This window comes from Streptomyces sp. NPDC046759, assembly GCF_040645475.1.
In the GTDB taxonomy this organism is placed as follows: domain Bacteria; phylum Actinomycetota; class Actinomycetes; order Streptomycetales; family Streptomycetaceae; genus Streptomyces.
The window spans coordinates 153276-174569 of the sequence record NZ_JBEYYJ010000015.1 but is presented as its reverse complement, the minus strand read 5'-3'; the positions used below and the strand labels follow the sequence as shown (position 1 = coordinate 174569).

General features: G+C 71.8%; 17 protein-coding genes and 1 pseudogene. 9 read left to right on the top strand and 9 right to left on the bottom strand.

The window, feature by feature from the left end; all coding sequences use genetic code 11:
• Positions 1–21: 21 nt before the first annotated feature.
• On the top strand, positions 22–1605 hold the full coding sequence (locus ABZ919_RS21570) for a glycerol-3-phosphate dehydrogenase/oxidase (protein ID WP_361250095.1): 1584 nt from the start codon (positions 22–24) through the stop codon (positions 1603–1605).
• Positions 1606–1648: 43 nt separating this feature from the next.
• Here the strand turns inward: ABZ919_RS21570 and ABZ919_RS21565 are convergent, their stop codons facing one another.
• The 3 genes from ABZ919_RS21565 to ABZ919_RS21555 form a co-directional block, all read right to left on the bottom strand.
• Entirely contained in the window at positions 1649–3100 is a 1452-nt protein-coding gene (locus ABZ919_RS21565; RefSeq protein WP_361250092.1) for a WGR domain-containing protein, read from the bottom strand.
• A gap of 209 nt (positions 3101–3309) precedes the next feature.
• Complete coding sequence (locus ABZ919_RS21560) at positions 3310–4278, bottom strand: threo-3-hydroxy-L-aspartate ammonia-lyase (protein WP_361250090.1); 969 nt, start codon at positions 4276–4278, stop codon at positions 3310–3312.
• Between the two features lie 115 nt (positions 4279–4393).
• Positions 4394–6277 carry an ABC transporter ATP-binding protein gene (locus ABZ919_RS21555; RefSeq protein ID WP_361250088.1) on the bottom strand — a complete coding sequence of 628 codons (1884 nt, stop codon included), beginning with the start codon at positions 6275–6277 and terminating at the stop codon, positions 4394–4396.
• A 568-nt stretch (positions 6278–6845) separates the two neighbouring features.
• On the opposite strand from ABZ919_RS21555, the gene ABZ919_RS21550 reads away from it, so the two are divergent.
• A complete protein-coding gene (locus ABZ919_RS21550; RefSeq protein WP_361250086.1) occupies positions 6846–7889 on the top strand; it encodes a DUF6215 domain-containing protein in 1044 nt (347 codons plus the stop codon).
• Positions 7890–7996: 107 nt separating this feature from the next.
• Here ABZ919_RS21550 and ABZ919_RS21545 read toward each other — a convergent pair whose 3' ends face one another.
• Positions 7997–8704, bottom strand: coding sequence for an SDR family oxidoreductase (locus tag ABZ919_RS21545; protein WP_361250083.1), 708 nt, complete (start codon positions 8702–8704; stop codon positions 7997–7999).
• 1143 nt (positions 8705–9847) lie between these two features.
• Between ABZ919_RS21545 and ABZ919_RS21540 the strand changes: the two genes are divergently transcribed.
• Positions 9848–10645, top strand: coding sequence for an SAM-dependent methyltransferase (locus ABZ919_RS21540; RefSeq protein ID WP_361250080.1), 798 nt, complete (start codon positions 9848–9850; stop codon positions 10643–10645).
• Between the two features lie 623 nt (positions 10646–11268).
• On the top strand, positions 11269–12747 hold the full coding sequence (locus ABZ919_RS21535) for a glutamate-cysteine ligase family protein (protein WP_361250078.1): 1479 nt from the start codon (positions 11269–11271) through the stop codon (positions 12745–12747).
• Between the two features lie 156 nt (positions 12748–12903).
• Here ABZ919_RS21535 and ABZ919_RS21530 read toward each other — a convergent pair whose 3' ends face one another.
• A complete protein-coding gene (locus tag ABZ919_RS21530; protein WP_361250075.1) occupies positions 12904–13296 on the bottom strand; it encodes a helix-turn-helix domain-containing protein in 393 nt (130 codons plus the stop codon).
• 147 nt (positions 13297–13443) lie between these two features.
• Between ABZ919_RS21530 and ABZ919_RS21525 the strand changes: the two genes are divergently transcribed.
• Complete coding sequence (locus ABZ919_RS21525; protein ID WP_361250072.1) at positions 13444–14094, top strand: NAD(P)H-dependent oxidoreductase; 651 nt, start codon at positions 13444–13446, stop codon at positions 14092–14094.
• A 171-nt stretch (positions 14095–14265) separates the two neighbouring features.
• On the opposite strand, the gene ABZ919_RS21520 is transcribed toward ABZ919_RS21525, so the two are convergent.
• The gene (locus ABZ919_RS21520) at positions 14266–15000 is read right to left on the bottom strand and encodes an EamA family transporter (protein ID WP_361250070.1); all 735 of its coding nucleotides are present in this window, start codon (positions 14998–15000) and stop codon (positions 14266–14268) included.
• Between the two features lie 370 nt (positions 15001–15370).
• Between ABZ919_RS21520 and ABZ919_RS21515 the strand changes: the two are divergent.
• Both ABZ919_RS21515 and ABZ919_RS21510 read left to right on the top strand, forming a co-directional pair.
• Positions 15371–16291, top strand: a pseudogene (locus ABZ919_RS21515) (IS701 family transposase); the annotation flags it as partial.
• A 63-nt stretch (positions 16292–16354) separates the two neighbouring features.
• Positions 16355–16762: a transposase gene (locus ABZ919_RS21510; RefSeq protein ID WP_361250168.1), complete on the top strand. Its 408-nt coding sequence runs from the start codon at positions 16355–16357 to the stop codon at positions 16760–16762.
• On the opposite strand, the gene ABZ919_RS21505 is transcribed toward ABZ919_RS21510, so the two are convergent.
• Complete coding sequence (locus ABZ919_RS21505; RefSeq protein WP_361250067.1) at positions 16717–17301, bottom strand: GNAT family N-acetyltransferase; 585 nt, start codon at positions 17299–17301, stop codon at positions 16717–16719. The two genes, ABZ919_RS21510 and ABZ919_RS21505, sit on opposite strands and share 46 nt — an antisense overlap.
• 199 nt (positions 17302–17500) lie before the next feature.
• Positions 17501–18184 (bottom strand): TetR/AcrR family transcriptional regulator, encoded by a 684-nt coding sequence (locus ABZ919_RS21500; protein WP_361250064.1) that lies wholly within the window; start codon positions 18182–18184, stop codon positions 17501–17503.
• A 159-nt stretch (positions 18185–18343) separates the two neighbouring features.
• On the opposite strand from ABZ919_RS21500, the gene ABZ919_RS21495 reads away from it, so the two are divergent.
• Positions 18344–19696, top strand: coding sequence for a serine hydrolase domain-containing protein (locus ABZ919_RS21495; RefSeq protein ID WP_361250061.1), 1353 nt, complete (start codon positions 18344–18346; stop codon positions 19694–19696).
• A gap of 194 nt (positions 19697–19890) precedes the next feature.
• Positions 19891–20499: a flavin reductase family protein gene (locus ABZ919_RS21490; RefSeq protein WP_361250059.1), complete on the top strand. Its 609-nt coding sequence runs from the start codon at positions 19891–19893 to the stop codon at positions 20497–20499.
• Positions 20500–20512: 13 nt separating this feature from the next.
• Here ABZ919_RS21490 and ABZ919_RS21485 read toward each other — a convergent pair whose 3' ends face one another.
• Positions 20513–21274 (bottom strand): cache domain-containing protein, encoded by a 762-nt coding sequence (locus ABZ919_RS21485; protein WP_361250056.1) that lies wholly within the window; start codon positions 21272–21274, stop codon positions 20513–20515.
• Between the last annotated feature and the right edge of the window lie 20 nt (positions 21275–21294).

Sequence of the window (21294 nt, the reverse complement as noted above, 5' to 3'; positions counted from 1 at the left end):
GGTTTCCTCGAAGGAGATCTGATGAGTCACACCAGGGCCGACGCCGGCTCGTCCCTCAGCGCCCACCGCCGCAGGCGGGAACTGGCCCAAGCCGCCGACGGCCGGGTCGCCGACGTCCTCGTCGTCGGGCTCGGGGCCACCGGGGCCGGGACCGCGCTGGATGCGGCGGCCCGCGGGCTGGACGTCGTCGCGGTGGACGCGCACGACCTCGCCTACGGCACCTCCCGCTGGAGTTCGAAGCTCATCCACGGCGGACTGCGCTACCTGGCCTCCGCGCAGTTCGACATCGCGCACGAGAGCGCGGTCGAACGGGGGGTGCTGATGACCCGCACCGCCCCGCACCTGGTGGCCGCCCAGCCGTTCGTCCTGCCGCTCACCCCGCTCGTGTCCCGGGCCCAGGCCTCGCTGGCCTGGGCCGGATTCCGGGCCGGGGACATGCTGCGGCTGGCCGCCCGGACCCCGCGCCCGCTCCTGCCCGCCCCGCGCCGGCTGTCGGCGACGGAGGCCCGGCACCTGGCACCCTCGGTGCGCACGGCCGGCCTGCGCGGCGGGCTGCTGTCCTGGGACGGCAAGGTCACCGACGACGCCCGTCTGGTCACCGCCCTGGCCCGGACGGCCGCCGCGCGCGGCGCTCGGGTGCTGACCCGGGTCAGGGTGCTGGAGCTGACCGGCGCGGGCGCCCGGATCCGTGACGAACTCACCGGCGAGGAGGGCGAGATCAGGGCCCGTGCCGTCATCAACGCGACCGGCGTCTGGGCGGGCGAGCTCGTCGAGGGCATCCGGATCCAGCCGTCCCGCGGGACCCACCTCGTCCTGCGCTCGGAACGGCTCGGCGCCCTGCCGGCCGGTCTGCACATCCCGATCCCCGGCGAGACCAATCGCTTCGTCCTGGTCCTGCCCCAGGGCGACGGCCGGGTGTACGTCGGTCTCACCGACGAACCGGTCGAGGGCGGGATCCCTGACGTGCCGGAGGTGCCCGAGACGGACATCGGCTTCCTGCTGGACGTGCTCGGTTCGGTGCTGGACACGCCAGTGGCCCGGGAGGAGGTCGTCGGCGCCTTCGCCGGACTGCGGCCCCTGCTGGACACCTCCGGGCACGAGGGCCGGGACGGCGCGCCCGCGCGCACTTCCGACATCTCCCGCCGGCACGCGGTGCTGACATCCCCCGACGGTGTCACGACCATCGTCGGCGGAAAGCTCACCACCTACCGGCGGATGGCTGAGGACGCCGTGGATGCCGCGGCCGCCGCCCGGGGTCTGCCGGCCGGGCCCTCCCCCACCGCCGCGCTGCCGCTGGTCGGCGCCGCCGCACCCGGCAGGCTGCGCAGCCTGCCCGCGCCCCGCCACCTGGTCCGCCGCTACGGCACCGAGGCCGAGGCCGTGCACGCACTCGCCGCCAAGGACACCGCCCTGGCCGAGCCGGTGCTGCCCGGCCACCCGGTCACCCGCGCCGAACTGCTGTGGGCCGTCCTGCACGAGGGCGCCCTCGACGAGTCGGACCTCCTGGACCGCCGTACCCGCATCGGCCTGGTCCCGGAGGACCGCGCGGAGGTGCTCTCCGCGGCGCGGGAGGTGCTGACGCAGGCGGAGGCGGTACGGCCCTGAACCGCCGGGCCGCCGACGAGAACGCGCCAGCGGGGCGGGAGCGTCACAGCAGACGGCGGATGTCGCCGCGGACGCGGTAGAAGCCGCCCGCCGCCGGGTGCAGGGCGTCCACGACGTAACGGGCGCCCGGCTCCCGTATCGCGCGCGGGAACTGGACGTTCCAGGTGGTGTCGTAGCCCCCGGACACCACGTGCACCCGCAGCCGGCCGCTCTCCTGGACGCACTCGACCACGACGGCTCCGGCGGGAGCCCGGTCGACGGTGGCGACCGCGGCCACGGCGGTGGCGGGCGCGTAGGTGGGCAGGGCCGCGGCGAGCTTGACGTCCCGCGCCACCGGCACCGTGCCCTGCTGGGCCGCCGCGACGGCCGTCTCGCTCGCGTCGACGCACACCAGCGAGCCGTCGGTGGTCACCAGGTACAGCCGCTCGTCGCGGTACTGCATCGACAGCGCCGAGCCGCCGCCCGTACCGAGCTTCCACAGGCGCGTGCCGTGCTGGTCGAAGCAGTAGACGGAGGATGCGGCGTCGCCCGCGAAGACGAAGCGCCCGCCCGGGGACGTGGCGCACGAGTACACCGCGCTGTCGCAGCCGTAGGTCGCCTCGATGGCGCCGGTCGCCTTCGACAGCCGCTGCACCACCCGGTGCCCGGTGCCCGCGTACACGGCGTCGTCCTCCTGCCAGCCGAAGAGCACGCTGCCCCGGGTGGTCGTGTGCCACAACTCACCGCCGCCGTCCGGCGCGTAGGCGGTGACCCCCCGGTGGTGACCGTGATACACCGCCCGGTCGTCGGCGCGGACCATCCAGGCGTGTTCGCCCTGGCTGCGGCGGGCCCACTGGTGTTCGTCCTCGTGGTCGATGACGGTGAGCCGGCCGGCTCGGTCCGAGACGTTCAGGATGCCCTCGTGGATGTCCAGCCAGAAGATGTCCACGTCGGCCGCGATGTCGTAGGCGGCGAACGGCAGCTTGGAGGAGAGGTCGTAGACCTTGCCGTCGTCACAGCCGGCGTAGATCCAGAAGTCGTCGGCGACCAGGCACTTCACGCCGTCCGGCAGGCCGAACCGGGCGAGGATCGCGCCGTCGTGGTCGAGGGTGTAGACGTCACCGGCCTGATTGCCCACCCAGCACCGCTCGTCGTCGACATGGATGCCGAACGCGGCGGAGCCGGTGCGGAAGCGCCAGAGCACCGGCGCCACCGCACGCGCCGTGGAGGGCGCCGAGCTGACCTGACGCCTGGTCACCGGGCGCGGAGCACGCTGACCCTGCACAGCAGGGGCATATCCCTTGCGGACCTTCTCCCCCACCTTCTTCGCGGCGGCCGTCCTGGCCTTCTCCGCGGTCGGGAAGGCCGTCGTCTGGGTCTGCCCGGCGGCACCGATCCTGCCGTACCGCACCGTCACCACCTGGCCGTCGACGGTCACCTCGTAGAACTTGTGGGCACCGCCGCCTTCCTGAGACAGTTCCAGATACGTCGTCGACACCACTGACGCCGTGGACATGGCAGACCCCTCCCCAGGGTGGACCCGCGGCCGTTCCGGCAGATCCTCACTGATCACACCGTAGGGGCGACCACTGACAACGGGCCCCGGCCTAGGGCCGCACGGTCCCCGCACCCGCGCCGTTCGACGCTGCCCCGTGCGCCAGACGCCGGATGCCGGACAACGACGCGCGTGCACAGGATCCTGGGGCGCAGCCGCCCGAACGCCTGTCATTCTCCGACGAGTTCGGCGAACCGCCGGCTGTCGATGTTGCCACCGGAGGCGATGATGCCGATGCGGGGCGGGAGATTGTCGACGCGGCCGGCCAGGAGGGCGGCCAGGCCGGTGGCTCCGCTGGGTTCCAGGACGATCTTCAGGCGTTCGAAGGCGAAGCGCATGGCGGTGACGATGTCCGCGTCGCCGACCAGGGCGATGGCGTCGACCAGGCTCCGGTTGATCTCGAAGGTGATCTCGCCCGGCGTGGGCAGGGCCTGCCCGTCGGCAATGGTGCGGGGTACGGGCAGGGTGACCCGGGCGCCGCCCTCCAGAGAGCGCTTGGTGTCGTCCCCTTCTTCCGGCTCCACGCCGACGACCCGGATGTCCGGGTGCAGGGCCTTGGCGGCGATGGCACTGCCGGCGATCAGGCCGCCGCCTCCCACGGGTACGACCAGGGCGTCGAGCGGGCCCGTCTCGTCGAGGAGTTCCAGGGCCGCGGTGCCCTGTCCGGCGATGACGTGCGGGTGGTCGTAGGGCGGGATGAGCGCCAGCCCCCGGTCCGCTGCCAGCGCCGTGCCCAGCGCGGTGCGGTCCTCGGTGTAGCGGTCGTAGGTGACGATCTCGGCCCCGTATCCGGCGGTGGCCTCCCGTTTGAGACGGGGGGCGTCCTCCGGCATCAGGATGACGGCCCTGGTGCCGAGTTCGCGGGCGGCCAGGGCGGTGGCCTGGGCGTGGTTGCCGGAGGAGTAGGCGGCGATGCCCTTCGCCAGTTGGCCCGGGGTGAGTTGGGCGGCCGCGTTGTAGGCGCCGCGGAACTTGAAGGCGCCGACTCGCTGGAAGTTCTCGCACTTGATGAACACCTCGGCGCCGACGAGAGAGTTCAGGGTGCGCGAGGTGAGGACGGGCGTGCGGTGGGCGACGCCTTCGAGGCGTGCGGCGGCCGCACGGACGTCGTCGAACGTTACGGGCGAAGCGGCCGCCATGGGCGTCTCCTCTGCCTTCCCGAGTTCTGCGTCACCGCAGGAATCGAGGTCGTTGGACGGATTTTCCATTGTTGGACAAAGACTCTAGGGATCCTGGGTCCCCTCTGTCCAGGGGTCACCGGTCCTTGGCCAGGGCGACGAGTTCGGCGAAGAGGCCGCCGGCGTGCACGAGGTCGTCGTAGGCACCTTGTTCGATCACCCGGCCACTCTGCAGGACGACGATCCGGTCCGCGAGGCGGGTGTTCTCCAGCTGGTGGGTGACCACGATGGTGATGCGCCGGGCGGCGATGCGCTTGATCTCCAGGAAGATCTGGTGCTCGCCCCGCGGATCCATCTGGGACGTCGGCTCGTCCAGGATGAGCAGGGGACTGCGGCGGTACAGGGCGCGGCCGCAGGCCAGCCGCTGCCACTGGCCGCCGGACAGCTCGGCGCCGCCGTAGATCTCGCGGGCGAGCAGGGTGTCGAGCCCGTGCGGAAGGCGCTCGACGGCCTCGCGCATGCCGACGGCGTCGACGGCCTCCCACACGGGGCCGTCGTCGTGGGTGCGCGGCTGGCCGAGCGTGATGTTCTCCCTGGCGCGCAGGGGCCAGCAGGCGAAGTTCTGCGGGACGAGCGCGGTACGGCTCCATACGGAGTCCGGCCGGGCACGGGCGAGGTCGACGCCGTCCCAGAGGACACGCCCCTTGTCGGGGAGGAGGATGCCGGTGATGAGCTTGGTCAGCGTGGACTTGCCGGAGCCGTTCTCGCCGACGATCGCCAGGATCTCACCGCGCCGCAGGGTCAGCGAGACACCGTCGACGGCGGGCTGGTCCTTGCCGGGGTACTGGTGGACGACCTCCTCGAGCCGGATCTCCTCGACCTCCTCCGGGATCGCCGACTCCCCCCGTTGCGGGGCGCGTCGGGCGGCCATGTCGAGGAAGGAGCGCATGTCGGCGAGGTAGAGGGAGGTGTGGAACATCGCGGCGCCGTACTGCACGAACTGTGACAGCGCCGCGAGCGTGCTCTGCACGGCGACCACCGCGGTCGCGGCGACGGGCAGCGCGACCCGCCCGCTCATCGCGAGCCAGGCGAGGGCGGCCCAGGTGACCAGCAGGAAGGCACCGCCGAGGGCGGAGGTCGCGAGGACGATACGGAGCGTGCGGGGCGCGGCGGTCAGGGTCCGCCGGTCGATGCGCTCGGACAGCGCGCGGTACCAGTGGACGAGGTAGTCGGTCATCCCGTTCGCACGGACCTCGTCGCCGTGCCGCGAGTAGGTCGCCCACCAGCGCATCATGCCGCGTACGTTGCGGTCGCCGACGTTGGCGTAGTGCGTCTCGTAGTCGACGCGGGCGGACAGTACCGCCCCCAGGCCCGCGGGCAGGACGGCGAGCAGCAGCAGAGGGAGCATCAGCCAGTGCAGTGCCGTGATGACACCGCCGGCGGCGATCATGCGGATGAGCGAGGCCAGGAACTGCTGCGCGTCCTTGACCATCGTCGTGGTGCGTGTGACGCCGACCTCGGCGGCCTCCTGCCGGTCGGCGAAGCCGTCCTCGTCGCATGCGGCGGCCTCCACCCGGCAGACCGCGGAGACGAGCGCCACGTCGGCCTCGGTCACCAACCGCGGGGTGATGCGCCCGTCGGCGTAGGAGGCCAGGGCCCTGCTGATGCGGCCGGCCGCCGCGGCCGCGGTGACGACCGCGAGCGCGGGGAGAGCGCCGTGCAGACGTGCGGACACCGAACCCACGCCGAGGAGGTGGGTCATGGCCTGTGCCGTGCAGCCGAGGACCACGGCGGCCGCGACGCCGGTCAGGAGCTGGCACACGAGCAGCAGGAGGACTCCGGACCGGTCGACGGACCACGCCATGCTCGCGGTGCTGCGCAGCACCGACGGCAGACGACCGCACATCCGACGGAAACTGGCCTCTTCCAGGGGGTTCTTGCCGGACTTTCCCTCGTAGCCGATCGTGGCCGGAGGAGGGGGCGGCGGGGAGTCTTCTGTCGAGGCGTCGGTCGCGGTCACCTGCGTCCCTCCTTCGGGTCGGCACCGCACCGGGTGGTCCGGTGGTGCCCAACTCAACGAGGGCGCGGGCGAATCGAACGCATGCGTTTCCGGACGAAAGAGCACACCGGGAAATCCCGGCTCGTCGAACGCGCGGTCGCCGTGGGGCAAGGCCTCCGCGGCCGTGATCCGTGGCCGAAACGCCGATGTTCGTGACGGCTGCGACCGGTGGGTTTCGCCACGGCACGAAGGGGCCGCGGAGCCCGGGGACGAACCAGTGCCGCAAGTCGCGGACCGGCGCCCGGGGACGGGCCGGTGCCGCAGGTCGGCGGACCGGCGGTCGGGGAGGTTGCGCACATACCCGTGGTGGGCGGGCGCGCACCACCTGCCGGCCTCCCTGCGCACCCCTGCCGGCTTCCCTGCTCGCACCGGTTCCGGCCGGAAGCAGCCGGGCCGAACCCGCTGCTCTGCTTCTCCGGGGCAGGCCGGTCACCGCAAGTCGCCGCCAGGCATGCACATGACGCCACACGCTCCCGGAACTGTGGCTTCCACCACGGCGAACGCGGACTTGACCTGGTGAGATCACCGGATGCTCGGTTTCCTCCTCCGTCTCCTGCCGTTCTGGGTCCGCGAGCCGCTGCTCATCGCGGTCGGCTCCGTTCTCGGCGTGCGCATCATGTATCTCGCCGTCCGCGATCACGACCTGGTCGCGACCGGTCTCGGCGTGGTGTTCCTCGTGTTCACCGCGATACGCATCCACACGGTGGCCCGCGCGCTGCGCGCACGCCGAAACACCGCTCCGGCGGCCTCCGCAGGCACGGTGGCGGTCGACGCTGCCACCCAGGCGCAGGCCCAGGTCCAGGTCCAGGGGGCGCAGGCCCAGGTCCACGACCAGGCAGGAGCTGGGCCGCGGCCCGGCCCGGACACTGCGGAGAAGGAGCCCAACGCATGGGGTCAGGCCGTCGCGGCCGTGGCCGTGTTCGGGGCACTCGCGGCCGCGCTCTGGGTGGCCCCCCACGTGCTGCCGTCCGACGACAACACGCCGCAGCCCGCTTCCTGTTCCGACGGGGAACACGAGAAGCTGCCGAAGGCCTACGAGAAGACGCCGCGGGCCGTGACCGGTGACGAGCTGTGCGAGGCGCTCAACCGGCCCGACCTGGCCCAGCTCCTCGGCACGCCCGGCGAGACCGCGACAACGGCTTCCGGTACCAGCAACACCGCTGCCCTGACCGATGGAAAGGTCGCACAGCCGGAGGCCGAGGTCGCGTTCGACACATACACGGTCAATGTCTCGGCCACTTACAACGAGTTGTCGACCGCCCAGTACGTGAAGCTGAAGAAGATCGGAGGCGAGAGGAACGTCAAGACGCTCACGGTTCTCGGCAGACCCGCGGTCTTCTCCTCGGACCACACCATGAAGTTCAAGATCGATCTCGGGAGCGGCGGATCCGGCGGACCGGTCGAAGAAGGCCCCCTGGCCAGGACGCTGTCCGTGGCCCTCGACCGGAGGGACCGGGGCGGCTACTACGACATCACCGTGTGGAGCTCCTCCGGAGCCCTTCCGGACGACAGCGTTCTCGTCGACGTGGCGGAGAAGGTTCTGCCGACGATCCCCGAACGAACTGTCCGATGAAAGCCCGACCATCGTTCGGCCGCGACAATCGCAGTCCCAGCGGATGCCGGCTGTGACCAGGAGGCCGGCCTGCCCCTCTCAAGGTCGACGCCCTCGAGGATCCGCACCTACTGGTCGGCCAGCTGCGGATACAGCCCGGCCAGGTCGCCGGAGAGGCCGGCCTTCACTCCGCGGGTCCTGTCGTCCGCCAGCACTTCGTACGCCCCGGCCTCCACGCCGTCCAGCGCCACGGCGGCGACGCCGGCCGGTGCGGACTTGGGCGCGTCGACGTCGGCGGTCATGTCGGTGTCGATGTAGCCGACGTGCAGTCCGGTGACGTCGATGCCGCGTGGACGCAGTTCCAGCCGCAGGGAGTTGGTCTGGGACCACAGCGCGGCCTTGGTGGCGCTGTAGGAGCCGGCGACCCCGAGCCAAGAGAGCACGGAATGGACGTTCAGGAGGTGTCCGCCGCCGTTGCGTTCGAGGACCGGGGCGAAGGCACGGGTGACCAGCAGCGGACCGTAGAAGTTGATCTCGAATTCGCGGCGTACGTCTTCGAGGGGGGCGTCCATGAGCGAGGACGCGCCGAGTGAGACCCCCGCGTTGTTGACCAGGATCGTGACGTCCTGGGCCTGCGCCGCCGCGGCCGCGACCGACGCCGGGTCGGTGACCTCCAGGGCTAGCGGTACGGCGTCGGGGTGGGTCACGGTCTGCGGGTCGCGGGCCGTGGCGTAGACCTTGGCGGCGCCGCGGGCGTACAGCTCCTCCACCAGCGCCTTGCCCAGGCCACGGCTGCCGCCGGTGACCAGCGCCACGGAGTTCTTGAGAGCGGTCATGTCCATCTCCAGAGCAAAAGGAAACCGATCGGTTTCCAGCACCGTAAACCGATCGGTTTCAAACTTCAAGCGCGGCGGAGGACAGGGGAGGCCGAGGGAGGGTGAGCCGCGCCCTCGGCCGCCCAGCAAGCGCTCACTCGTCTCACCGACGGTCCACGTGAACTGCGACATGCGTCCATGAGCGGGTCACCGACCGGGCGCAGACCGTGCCCGACAGCAAGGACACCGCCGACTCCCGCGGACCGGGAGCGGCGGCCGGAGCGGCACGGCCCGGCCGGGCCACGGCCTGAGCCGGGTCGGGAGGGGCGGGGAACGACCCGAGCGCATGGATTTACCGTTCCCCGCCCCCGGTGTGTCGGCCCGCCCGGTCACGGACGCGGAGGGTCGACTCGGCGACCGGTCGGACGAAGCATCGACTCACCGATCTCGTTCAGACCCTCCGACGCCGACAGCCGACAGTCCAGCGGAGCCGGGCCGGCCGGGTGACGCGGCACCCGGTGGCAGGCGACGAGACCGGCGGACGGCGCCCGCCCTCGCGTGGGTTCGGGCCGGCGGCGACCGGTGGCGCGACGGCCGGGTGGGCGTGTCCGCCCGGCGCTGGTCACCGGCGCTCTGCCACCGCCCACGACCTGCGCCTACGTGCGGTGTGGGTCGTGCCTGTCCGGACGGGTCTGCCGCGGCCGGTGCAGCCGGACGCGCCCCGCCGCCCCCCACACGGCGTGATCGGCTCAGCCGTGGTCGGCTGCCGTGGGCGGTGCAGCAGCGGCCGTGCACCCCCGCGCCGGCCGGTCGAGGCTCGGCGGATCGTCGCCGATGTCGGGGATCGTCGGCGACGAGGCACAGCCGGCGATCGCCACACTCGGACCACCCGCCGATCCGCCGTACGGCGGCCGGGACGGCTCTCTGCGCAGACCATCGGCGCCGGGTCGGTCAGGAGGCCGGGACCCGGTCCGGTGTCGGCGCCAGTCCGGTGTCGGCGCCGGTGCCGGTGCCGCCCGTCCGTAGCCGCGCCGCGCTACTCCGCGAGCCGTTGGCGTGGCTCGGACCCGCGAACCACCGGCATCCCGCCGGTAGTTGATGTGGGAAGCTTTGGCCAGCCGTGTGCGGGACCGAGGCCGTGACGGTCGTCGAAAGGAGCGCAGCGTGACTCAGGACGGCGTCCGGGCCGTGAACATCGACACCAGCAAGCCGCATCCCGCGCGGATCTACGACTACCTCCTGGGCGGCAAGGACAACTACGAGGTGGACCAGCTGGCGGGCGACGAACTCGCCGCCGCGGCACCCGAGGTGCGCATCGGGGTGCGCGCGAACCGCGCCTTCCTGCAGCGGGCCGTCCGCCACGTGGTCCGCAGCGGGGTACGGCAGATCCTGGACATCGGCACCGGCCTGCCCACCTCGCCCAACGTGCACGAGGTGGCCCAGGAGGTCGCACCGGACGTCCGCGTCGCCTACGTCGACAACGACCCGATCGTGGCCGCACACGGCAACGCGCTGCTCAGCCGCTCCGGCAGGACCAGCATCGTCCTCGGCGACCTGCGGGACCCGGCGTCCGTGCTGGGCCACCCCGAGGTCCGCAAGATCCTCGACTTCGGGCAGCCGGTCGCCCTGCTCCTGGTGGCCGTCCTGCACTTCCTCACGGACGCGGAGCGGCCCGGCGAGATCGTGGCCACCCTGCGCGACGCCCTCCCGGCCGGCAGCTGGCTGGTGCTCTCGCACGCCACGGCTGACTTCGCCGACCGCAGCGCCGCCCAGGCGGTGTACAACAAGGCGACCGCCAGCCTGAGCCCGCGCACCCATGCCGAGATCGAGCGGTTCTTCGACGGCTTCGAGCTGGTCGAACCGGGCCTGGCGCAGGTCCCCTTCTGGCGCCCGGACGGTCCGCCCCCGCCCCGCTCCGGTGAGATCGGCTTCTACGGAGGCGTGGCCCGCAAGGACTCCTGATCCCGGGCCCCCGGGCCCGGCCGATCGACGGGCCCGGCGATACCGCAGGCAGACCGCGCCGACTTCACCACCCCGCTCCCAGGGCGGGGCGTGCCTGCACACGGTGTTCCGTCTGCCCGCCCCCGTGAGTCCCACCCGCGAGTTCCGTGCCGCCCCGGGCTGAGCACGACCTCGTACACCACCTCGGGCCCGCGCGCCCCGGGGGCGCCGGGGGCGCCGGGCGCAACGACACCGCCCCCGCCTCGACTGGCACCCCCGGTCGCATCCTCGACCGCATCCTCGACCGCATCCTCGACCGCATCCGGGAGTGGCCCCCCTTGGACGCGCGGCGACGACGGCGTACCCGTAGACCGCGCCGAACCGGAAGCCGCACCGAACCCGTAGACCGCGCCGAACCCGTAGACCGCACCAAACCGGTAGGCCGCACCGAACCCGTAGGCCGCGCCGCACGGGTCGGCCGCCCTGGGCCCCGAGGGCCGTACGCCCGCCCCACCGGGGGGAGGGACCGCAGCGCACCGGCGGGGCGGCGCCGATTCGCCGGTGAGGGCCGCGCCTGGTGAGGCTCGCGTGTTGGTGCGACGCTGGTTGGAGAGGTCTGCGACGAGGGGAATCCTGGAGGGCCGATGGGACGGGACGTCCCGGCGCTCGTCTTCACCCGCGAGGACCGCCGCCGGTACCGGATCAAGATGCACGCGTGCCTGGACGCCTTGGCGCAGATGCTGCGCGAGTCGCGTTTCGAGTCCGAGCGGCCACAGGTCGGCCTGGAGATCGAGCTGAACCTGGTCGGCGACGACGCCGAGCCCGCGATGCGCAACGCGGATGCGCTGAAGGCGATCTCCGACCCCGCCTGGTCCACCGAGCTCGGCCGGTTCAACCTGGAGATCAACGTGCCGCCCCGGCGGCTGACGGCGGGCGGGCCCGACGCTTGGGAGTCGGAGATCCGCGCCGCGCTGAACCACGCGGACGAGCGGGCCCGGTCGATCGGCACCCGGCTGATCACGATCGGTATCCTGCCCACCCTGCGCCAGAAGGACATCGGCGAGGAGAGCCTGTCGGAGAACCCGCGCTACCAGCTGCTCAACGACCAGATCTTCGCGGCCCGCGGCGAGGACCTGCGCATCGAGGTGGACGGCGTGGACCGGCTGCGCACCTACGCGGACTCCATCACCCCGGAGGCCGCGTGCACGAGCACGCAGTTTCATCTCCAGGTGTCTCCCGAGGAGTTCGCCCCCTACTGGAACGCGGCGCAGGCGATCGCCGGGGTCCAGGTGGCGCTGGCCGCGAACTCGCCGTTCCTGTTCGGCAAAGAGCTGTGGCACGAGACCCGTATCCCGCTGTTCGAACAGGCCACGGACACCCGTCCGGAGGAGATCAGGGTGCAGGGCGTACGGCCCCGGGTGTGGTTCGGGGAGCAGTGGATCAACAGCGTCTTCGATCTGTTCGAGGAGAACCTGCGCTACTTCCCGGCCCTGCTGCCGCTGTGCGACGAGCAGGACCCGGTGGAGACGCTGGACCGCGGGGACATCCCGGAACTCGGCGAACTGACCCTGCACAACGGCACGATCTACCGCTGGAACCGGCCGGTGTACGCCGTCTCCCACGACCTCCCGCACATCCGGGTGGAGAACCGGGTGCTGCCCGCCGGTCCGACGGTGGCCGACACCCTCGCCAACGGCGCCTTCTACTACGGGCTCACCCGGGCCCTGGTGGAGGAGGACCGGCCGGTGTGGTCGCGGATGTCGTTCGCGGCGGCCGCGGACAACCTGCACACGGCGGCCCGGCATGGCATCGAGGCGCTGCTGTACTGGCCGGGGATGGGCGAGGTGCCGGTGCCGGAACTGGTGCTGCGACGGCTGCTGCCGCTGGCCCACCGGGGTCTGGAGCAGTCGGGCATGGACGCGGCGTGGCGGGAGCCGCTGCTCGGCATCATCGACCAGCGCTGTGTGACGGCCCGCAACGGCGCCGTGTGGCAGAAGGAGATGTTCCACCGCCTGAACGACACCACGCGTACCGGCCGCCATGAGGCACTGCGCAAGATGACCCAGCTGTACATCGACTTCATGCATCTCAACGCGCCGGTCCACACCTGGCCGGTGGACTGAGCCGGATCAGCCGCACCCGGCTGCCGATCCGCACGGCCCGCCCGGGCCGGTGGGGCCGCTCGAGCGGGTCGGACCGGTCGGACCGGTCGAGCGGCGCCTGTGTGAAGATCTCGCCCGCGGGAGTCCGGCCGGCACCGCGTTCCGCCGGGCCGGGTCCTACGCCGGCGACCCGGCCCGCCGCTCGCCGTCCACGCCGGGACACGCGGGAGCGTCCGGCAGGTGGGCCTTCGCCCATTCGGCCAGTTCCCGGAGCGCCGGCTCCAGAGCGGCCCCCGCCTCGGTCAGCCGGTAGGACACGCGCAGCGGTGGGCCCTCGTCGACCTGGCGGAGGACGAGTCCGGCCGCGCCGAGCTCAGCGAGCCGGTCGGACAGCATGCGTTCGCTGATGCCGGGGACGGCCCGGCGCAGGTCGGCGAAGTGCGCGGGCTGTTCCACGAGGACGGCCACGATCGGGCCGCTCCAGCGCTTTCCGAGCAGCTGAAAGACACGGGTGATGCCATCGTCCACCCGCTTGCACGCCGCACTGTCGTGGGTCACGTCCGCCGCCATGCGATCAGGGTACTACTTCGCCGTACGGGGATGAAAAAAAGTAAGTCCCTGTGTTAGATATAGCTGAGTACGAATTCTCAGCCCCGGGCGCTCCGCCTGACGGCTGTCCCGTCCACCTGTCCCTTTTGTCTTTTTCCGGGAGTCACCATGGCCACCCTGCTGCACATCGACTCGTCCGCCTTCCCGGCCGGGGTCTCGTCCTCGCGCGCCGTGACGGAGGCCTTCCGCACCCACTGGCAGGAGCAGCACCCCGACGGCACGGTCGTCCACCATGACCTGGCGGCGCAGCCCGTCCCGCACATCAGCGCCGCGGCACACACCGCCGGCTTCGTCGACCCTGCTTCGCACACCCCGGAGCAGGCCGCCGCCTTCGCCGAGCGCGTCCGGCTCATCGAGGAGCTGGAGCAGGCCGACGCGGTGCTGATCGGCGCCCCGATGTACAACTTCTCGATTCCTTCGACCCTGAAGGCCTGGCTGGACAACGTGATCCTCTTCGGCCGCACCGCCGGCGAGACCCAGTCCGCCAAGGGCACCCCGGTGACCGTCGTCGCCAGCCGGGGCGGGGCGTACGGGCCCGGCACCCCGCGCGAGGGGTACGAGTACGTGCAGAACTACCTCAAGGCCGTTCTCGGCGACGCCCTCGGCCTGGACGTCGACTTCATCGTCCCGGAGCTGACCATGGCTCCGCAGAACCCGGCGATGGCCGAGCTGATCCCGCTGTACGAGGCCTCCCGGGACCGCGCCTTCGAGGAGGCCGCGGCCAAGGCCAAGCAGCTCGCGGAGCGACTGGCGGCCTGAGCGGCCGAGGTCGGCCCGGGCGCCGCCCTGTGCGCGGCACCCGGGCCGAGCCGCTCCAGCGGCCGAAGACCGTACCGGCAGACCCGACGTGCGCGGCGGCGCCCGCGAGGATGCTCAGCGGCGCCTTGTGGCGCCGCAGGTGCACGCCGGGGGGTCGGCCGGGCCGCAGGCTCACCTCCCGCCCGCCGGCTCCTCCGTGCGCGCCGCGCCCACCGAGGCGAGCGCCACGGCCGTGACCCCCGCCCACTGGGCCGCTCCGAGGTGCTGGCCCAGGAACAGGAGTCCGATCAGCGCGCCGATCGCCGGTTCCAGGCTGGTGAGCACCCCGAAGACACGCGGCGTCAGCCGGCGCAGGGCCTCCAGCTGGACCGTGTAGGGCACGACGCTGGAGAGCACGGCGACCGCCGCGGCCACGACACAGGTGCCCGGGTCCAGGAGGCGGATGCCCGCCTGGGTGAGGCCGTAGGGGAGGCTGAGCAGAGCGGCCCAGGTCACAGCCAGTGCCAGCCCGCGGCCGTCGGGGGCGCCCTCGGCCAGCCGCTTGCCGGCCAGGATGTATCCGCCCCAGCAGCATCCGGCCACGACGGCGCAGGCGATGCCGACGCCGTTCAGGGCCGCACCGGTGCGGCTGAGCAGCAGGACACCGGCGGCGGCGAGGCCCGCCCACAGCAGGTCGGGGGCGCGCCGCGAGCCGCACAAGGCCAGGGCGAAGGGGCCGAGGAACTCCAGGGTGGTGGCGGCGCCCAGCGGCAGCCGGGCGACCGCCTCGTAGTAGGCGAGATGGTGCACGGCGAGCAGGGTTCCGGCGGCGGCCGCGACGCCGAGAGTGGCCCGGTCGCCGCGGATCCGGGGCCGCCACAGAGCGGTGAGGGCGAGCGCGGCGACGGCCAGCCGGAGAGTCACCACGCCGGCCGGCCCCACGGCGGGGTAGAGACGGGTCGTCAGCGCGGCCCCGCCCTGCAGGCCCAGGATCCCGCAGACGACGAGCCCCGGGGCCGGTACGGCACCGAGCCCACGGCCGAGGGCCAGTGCGGCGCGGGCGCGAGGCGTGAGGTACTGGCTGATGGTTATCGGACTCCTTGCCCGGCCTCGTCGACCGGACGGCTCCTGCGCCGGACGACTCCTGGGCCGACCTGCTCGTACGACGGCCTTCGCACCCTAGGGCGGCGGTCCTCGGTGATCAATGGGTGGGCGGCCGGCGCAGCGCCAGGCGGTACCGCCTGGTAGGACTCCGTTAGGTCTGTCTGCCTGCCGGGGTCAGGGGCATGAGGACTGTGTGGACGCACATGAAGTAGATCGTGTTCGGGCGAGGTTGGCGTTATTCGTGGCGGACGTGTTCGCCTCGGTGCCGCGCAAGGACCAGCGGGCCAAGGGCGACTGCCATCTGCGGGGACTGATGATGGACGGTCGCCGCAAGTCCATCCAGGCCATGGCCTCGCGGCTGCCGGACGGCAACGAGCAGAACCTGCAGCAGTTCGTGAACCAGTCCCCGTGGGATCCGGTGCCGGTGCGCCGGCGGATCGCCGAGCGGCTGATGCCTCAGATCAGCCCGGACGCCTGGGCGGTCGACGACGTGTCGTTCCCCAAGGACGGCAGGATGTCGGTCGGTGTCGCGCACCAGTACTGCGGTGCGCTGGGCAGGCAGGCCAACTGCCAGGTCGCGGTCAGCGTGCACGCGGTCTTCGATGCGGCCTCGTGCCCGCTGAACCGGCGGCTGTTCCTGCCCCGGGAGTGGGCGGATGACGCTGTCCGGCGCCGGCGGACCGGCGTGCCCGAGGACGTCGGGCATCGGGAGAAGTGGCGCCTGGCACTGGACGCCCTGGATGAACTGGCCGGATGGGGACTGGTGCCGCCGGTGGTGGTGGCCGATGCCGGCTACGGGCAGAACGCCGACTTCCGCGCCGGCCTGGCCGAGCGGGACATCGCGTACGTGGTCGGCATCCGCGGCGATGTCACCGTCCAGCCGCATGACGCGCACCCCGCCGCCCCGGCCTGGTCCGGCAACGGCCGGCGGCCGGTTCCCCGCTACCGGCAGCCGGCAATGACGGTGGCGGAACTGGCCGCGGCCGCCGGATGGGAAGCCTTCACCGAGGTGACCTGGCGGGAAGGCTCCCGCTCCCCGATGACCTCCCACTTCCTTGCGGTGCGGGTCCGACCGGCCGGGGTGCGCCCGCGTCGGCTGGCCCAGGCAGCCGCGGTGGCCCCGCGCGGCGGGCTGACCACCAAGGTGCACCTGGGCGTCGAGCAGGGACAGAAACCCATGTCCATCGTGATCACCGCCGGGCAGCGCGGAGACTCCCCGCAGTTCGAGGCCGTCCTGGGCCGCATCAGGGTGCCCCGCCTGGGGTCGGGCAGGCCGCGCACCCGGCCGAGGCGGGTGCGCGCGGACAAGGCGTACGCCTCCCGGAAGAACCGCGCCTACCTGCGGCGACGCGGTATCCGCTGCACCATCCCGGACAAGGTTGGCCAAGCCCGCAACCGCAAGAAGCGCGGCTCGCTCGGCGGCCGTCCGCCGAGGTTCGACCCGGAGGACTACAAGGCGAGACGCTCGGTCGAGTGCGGCATCAATCGCCTCAAAAGACACCGCGCCGTGGCCACGAGGTACGACAAGCTCGCGGTCCGCTACGAGGCGATGGTCCTCGTCGCAGCCATCAATGAATGGCTGTGACCCGTGTCGTCGAGAGTGATCCAGTAGCGGCGCTTGAGCCCGGTTTCGGTGCTGCGCACATCTTCGAGGACGCCGCCGTTGCTTTCGATGGTGCGCGCCGAGCCGACGTTGCCATCGTCACAGGTGAGAAGGACCCGGTCCAGACCGAACGCCGGCGCCTTGAGCAGAACCGCTCCCAGCGCCCATGAGGCCAGTCCGCGTCTCCTGGCAGAAGGCCGAACGCTGTAGCCGATGTTTCCGCCGCCTTCCAACAAAAAGGCGTTCAGATAGTGCCGAAGGTCGATGGCCCCAAGGTACGTCTCGCCCTCGACGATCCACCAGTGCGTAGCGTGGACGCGCCCTTCCCCGACAGGCAGTGCCCGGTCCGATTGCTGTCGCAGCCGCTCGACCCATGAGGCGAACCCTTCTGGGCTGTCGAGGTCATCGTCACCAACCAGACGCAGGCCAGCCCCGTCCTGGTGAGCACCAGGCTGCCACTCGTCACGGGCCGTGAGCCACGAGGAATGCAGCCGTCCCGTGGGAGCGATCAGTTCAGCCATGCCAGGGACGATAACACCCGCACCCCCTGCGCGATCAGGCACTTTGTGCCAGATCGGGAGCCCGGCCCGTCGGATGGGGTGCAGGTAAGCCGGATCGGGGCGCGATCCCCTCATCCCGTCGCGGAGCAATGCTCAGGGCTTGCGGATCAGCCCAGGGTGGGACGCGGAGGGCGTACCTTCCCCAATGATCGTGTGATGGTCACCGAGCAGGCCCGCGTTGCAGCGCTTCCAGCCCGTCGAGGATGGCCTGGAGGCCGAACTGGAAGGTGTTGTCGGGCGCCGCGCCGTAGTCGGCGCTGTGGGTGTCCAGGCGGGCGCGAAGCCGAGGGAACTGTGCGGCAGTCTCGCGGGCTTCGGCCTGGGCTTCGCCGATGGCCTGTTCGGCGTTGCTGCTGCCTTCGCGCCGCAGTTTGCGGGTGAGTGAGGCTGCTGCGGCTGGGCCGAGGGCGTTGCCGAGGACGAAGGTGAAAACGGCGGACGCGGCCTGGTCGGCTGCGGGGCCGGCGAATCCCGCGGCTTCGTAGACGGCCAGGAGGTGGTCGTCGTGGCGGGCCTTGCCAGGGCCGGACATGAGGAAGGAGCCGAAGGCCTGCAGCAGCCACGGGTGGCGGGTCAGCATCGCATGCAGGTCGGTGGCCATGGTGGTGGCTGCCGTGCGCCAGTCGACCAGGTCAGGGTCGGGCAGCGTTATTTCGTGCCACAGTTGGTCGCCGGCGAGGGCGATGAGGTTGTCCTTGCTGCCCACGTGCCAGTAGACCGCGGTGGCCGCCGAGCCCAGCCGCTTACCCAGTGCCCGCATATTCAGGCCCTCCAGCCCTTCGGTGTCCAGCAGGGCGATAGCAGCAGTGAGGATCTGTTCGCGGGTCAGCGTGTTGCGGGGCATGGATTCACGATAGCTGTCGACTTGCACGGCGTTCAAGAAATCTCTTGCACTGCGTTCAAATGGTTCGCTAGCCTTCACTTGAACAAAGTGCAAGTCGCTGCGAAGCCCGGTGGGCATCTGGGGACGTGCGCGAGCCACACTGACCGAGGGGGAAACGAGATGTCACGCGATGCGCTGGCTGAGTTCGTCGAGGCGACGGCCAAGGAGTTCGACATCCCAGGCGCAGCGGTGGGGGTCTGGGTGGACGGACGGGAGCTGATCGCCTGTCACGGCGTGACGAGCCTCGACAACCCGCTGCCCGTCGACCGGGACACGCTGTTCGTGCTGGGCTCGGTCACCAAGACCTACACGGCGACCGCGATCATGCGCCTGGTCGAGGCGGGGCGGGTCGAGCTGGAGGCGCCGGTCCGCCGCTACGTTCCCGAACTCCGGCTCCCCGACGAGGGCGCGGCCGCGCAGATCACCATCTTGAACCTGCTCAACCACACCGCCGGGCTGGACACCCGGATGGTCTTCGACAGCGGAGACGGAGACGACGCGCTGGCCGCCGAGGTGGCCAAAATGGCCGAGGTGACGCTGATCGGCCCGGTCGGCGGCCGTGCCTCCTACAGCCAGCTCGGCTACAACCTGCTCGGCCGGGTCATCGAGAACGTCACCGGCGAGACCTTCGAGGCCGCTGTCACCTCACTCGTCCTGGATCAGGTGGGCCTGGCCAACAGCGTCTTCACCGCCGGACAGGCCATCACCCGCCGGTTCGCCGTGGGCCACAACTTCAGGGAAGGGGAGCTCAAGGTCGCCCGGACATGGAAGGACACGCGTGGCAACAACCCGGGCGGCGGCCTGGTGTCCTCGGTCTCCGACCAGCTGCGCTGGGCCCGGTTCCACCTCGGCGGCGGTGACCTGGCGCGGCGAATGCAGGAGCCGACGGTGGAGCTGCACGGCTCCACGCTCGGTGACGCCGTCGGCCTCGGCTGGTTCCTGCGCGACGTGGACGGTGTGCGCACCGTCGGGCACGGCGGATCGACCAATGGCCAGTTCGCCAATCTGCTGCTGGTTCCGGAGCGCGAGTTCGCCGTCGTGGCGGTGTCCAACGCCGGGCCCGACAGCGGGCTGGAGTTCAATCAGGCCGTGCTCCGCTGGGCAATCGAGCACTACCTCGGCATAGTCGAGGGCGACCCCGAGCCGCTCCCGTACGACCCGCAGCGCGCTCAGGAGATCATCGGGCACTACGAGAGCGGAATCATGACGCTGATCATCGACACCGACGGTGACACGATGACGGTTGAATGCAGGATCAAGCCGGAGATCCGCACAGCGTCCGAGAGGGAACTGCCGCCGGACCTGCCGCCGGCCGGGCTCGGCCTGCTCCCCGGAAGCGGCGACGAGTACATCGTCACCGGCGGCGGCTTGATCGGCCAGCGCGGTTTCCTCACCCGCGACACCGACGGCGCCATCATCGGGGCGGACCTGGCCGGACGGCTCTTCAACCGGGCTCCGACACCCGCCGAGTGACACCTGCGTACCCCCGGAGAGCACCGCAGGCGAGACCGGTGACCGGCCTAGCCTGGGTACACAACATTTGACAATTACTCCCCGCCGCGATTCCTCAACCACCACCTTGATCCACTTTCGGCACACGCCCTAGTGCTGTGACCGGAAAGGTCTGAGCCGGTGAACCTTTCCGGTCGCAGCACTAGCGTGCTGTCATGCGCGTCGACTACTCACCCGAGTCCATGACGGCCGGGGCGTTCTACCGCCTGCTCACCGCGGTCGTCGTACCCCGGCCGATCGCCTGGGTCTCCACCCTCGCGCCGGACGGCGGGACGGCGAACCTGGCCCCGCACTCGTTCTTCACCGTCGCCTGCACCGATCCGCCTGTCGTCCAGTTCACGTCGGTGGGACGCAAGGACTCGCTGCGCAATGTCGAGGAGACCGGCGAGTTCGTCGTCAACCTCGCCCCCGAGCCGCTGTTCGCCCAGATCAACGCGACGGCGACGGACTTTCCCCGCGACCGGGGGGAGTTCGACGCCGTGGGGATCGAGCGGGAGCCCTCGCTGCGGGTTCGGCCGCCGAGGGTGGCCGCGTCGCCGGTCGCCCTCGAATGCACGCTGCACTCGACGGTGCGTCTCGGCGATTCGACGGTGGTGTTCGGCCGGGTCGTGCACGCCGCCGTCCATGAGGACGTGCTGGTGGACGGCCGGCCGGACATCCGGCGGCTGCGGCCGCTGTCCCGGCTGGGCGGGAACGAGTGGGGCACGGTCGGCGAGGTCCACCGGATGGCCCGCGTGCCGTACCGGGACCCGGAACGCGACTGAGCCGCCCGGCTGCTCAGGCGAGCACCAGCACGAGGGGCACACCCCGGCACGGCACCAGGCGCAGGCCGTCGTACGCGCCGGGCCGTGCCGCGCCGAGCAGTTCGCCGAAGTCCGGGCCCTTGGTGAGGGATCCGGCGAGGTGGGCGGGGTCGGCGGAGGCGGCGACCCGGCCCCGGGCGTTGACCAGACGGGCGGGGCGGGGCAGGCCTCGCAGCAGGGGGAGGACGGCGGTCTCGAAGTGCCGCAGATAGACGTCGGCGGCGGCCACTCCGGCGAATCTGCCCTGGATCAGGACGGGTTCGGAGAGGGTGAGGCTGTACTCGTCGGAGCAGAGGTAGTCGACGTACGGTCCGGCCACCGCCCGGCGCCCGGTGTCGCGGGGCAGCGCGAACCAGTCCCAGTGGGTGTAGTCGGAGTACGCCGACTCGTCCGGATCGAGGTCGAGGAGAAGCGGGCGCACATCGCCGTCGGCGCCGGCCTGCCACCACTCCAGCCAGGCCGGCACATCGGTCAGCAGGCCGGGGGCCGCGACGAATCCGGCTCCGGAGACCAGCTCCTCGCGGGTCAGGTGCACGTGCAGCCCGGGGCGCAGGGCGGCGAGGTCGGCGCTGGCGGGCCGCCGGCCCTGGGCGGCCACGCGGCCGAGCAGGGCTTCGGTGGCGGCGCGCGTCGCGGCCACCGCCGCGAAGACGGCCTCCAGCGCGCCGCCGACCTGGGCGGCCACCCAGGCCTCCGCTTCGGTGCCGAGTGTGGCACCCCCGGGGCTGACGCCCATGGTGTCCTCCAGCGGACGGG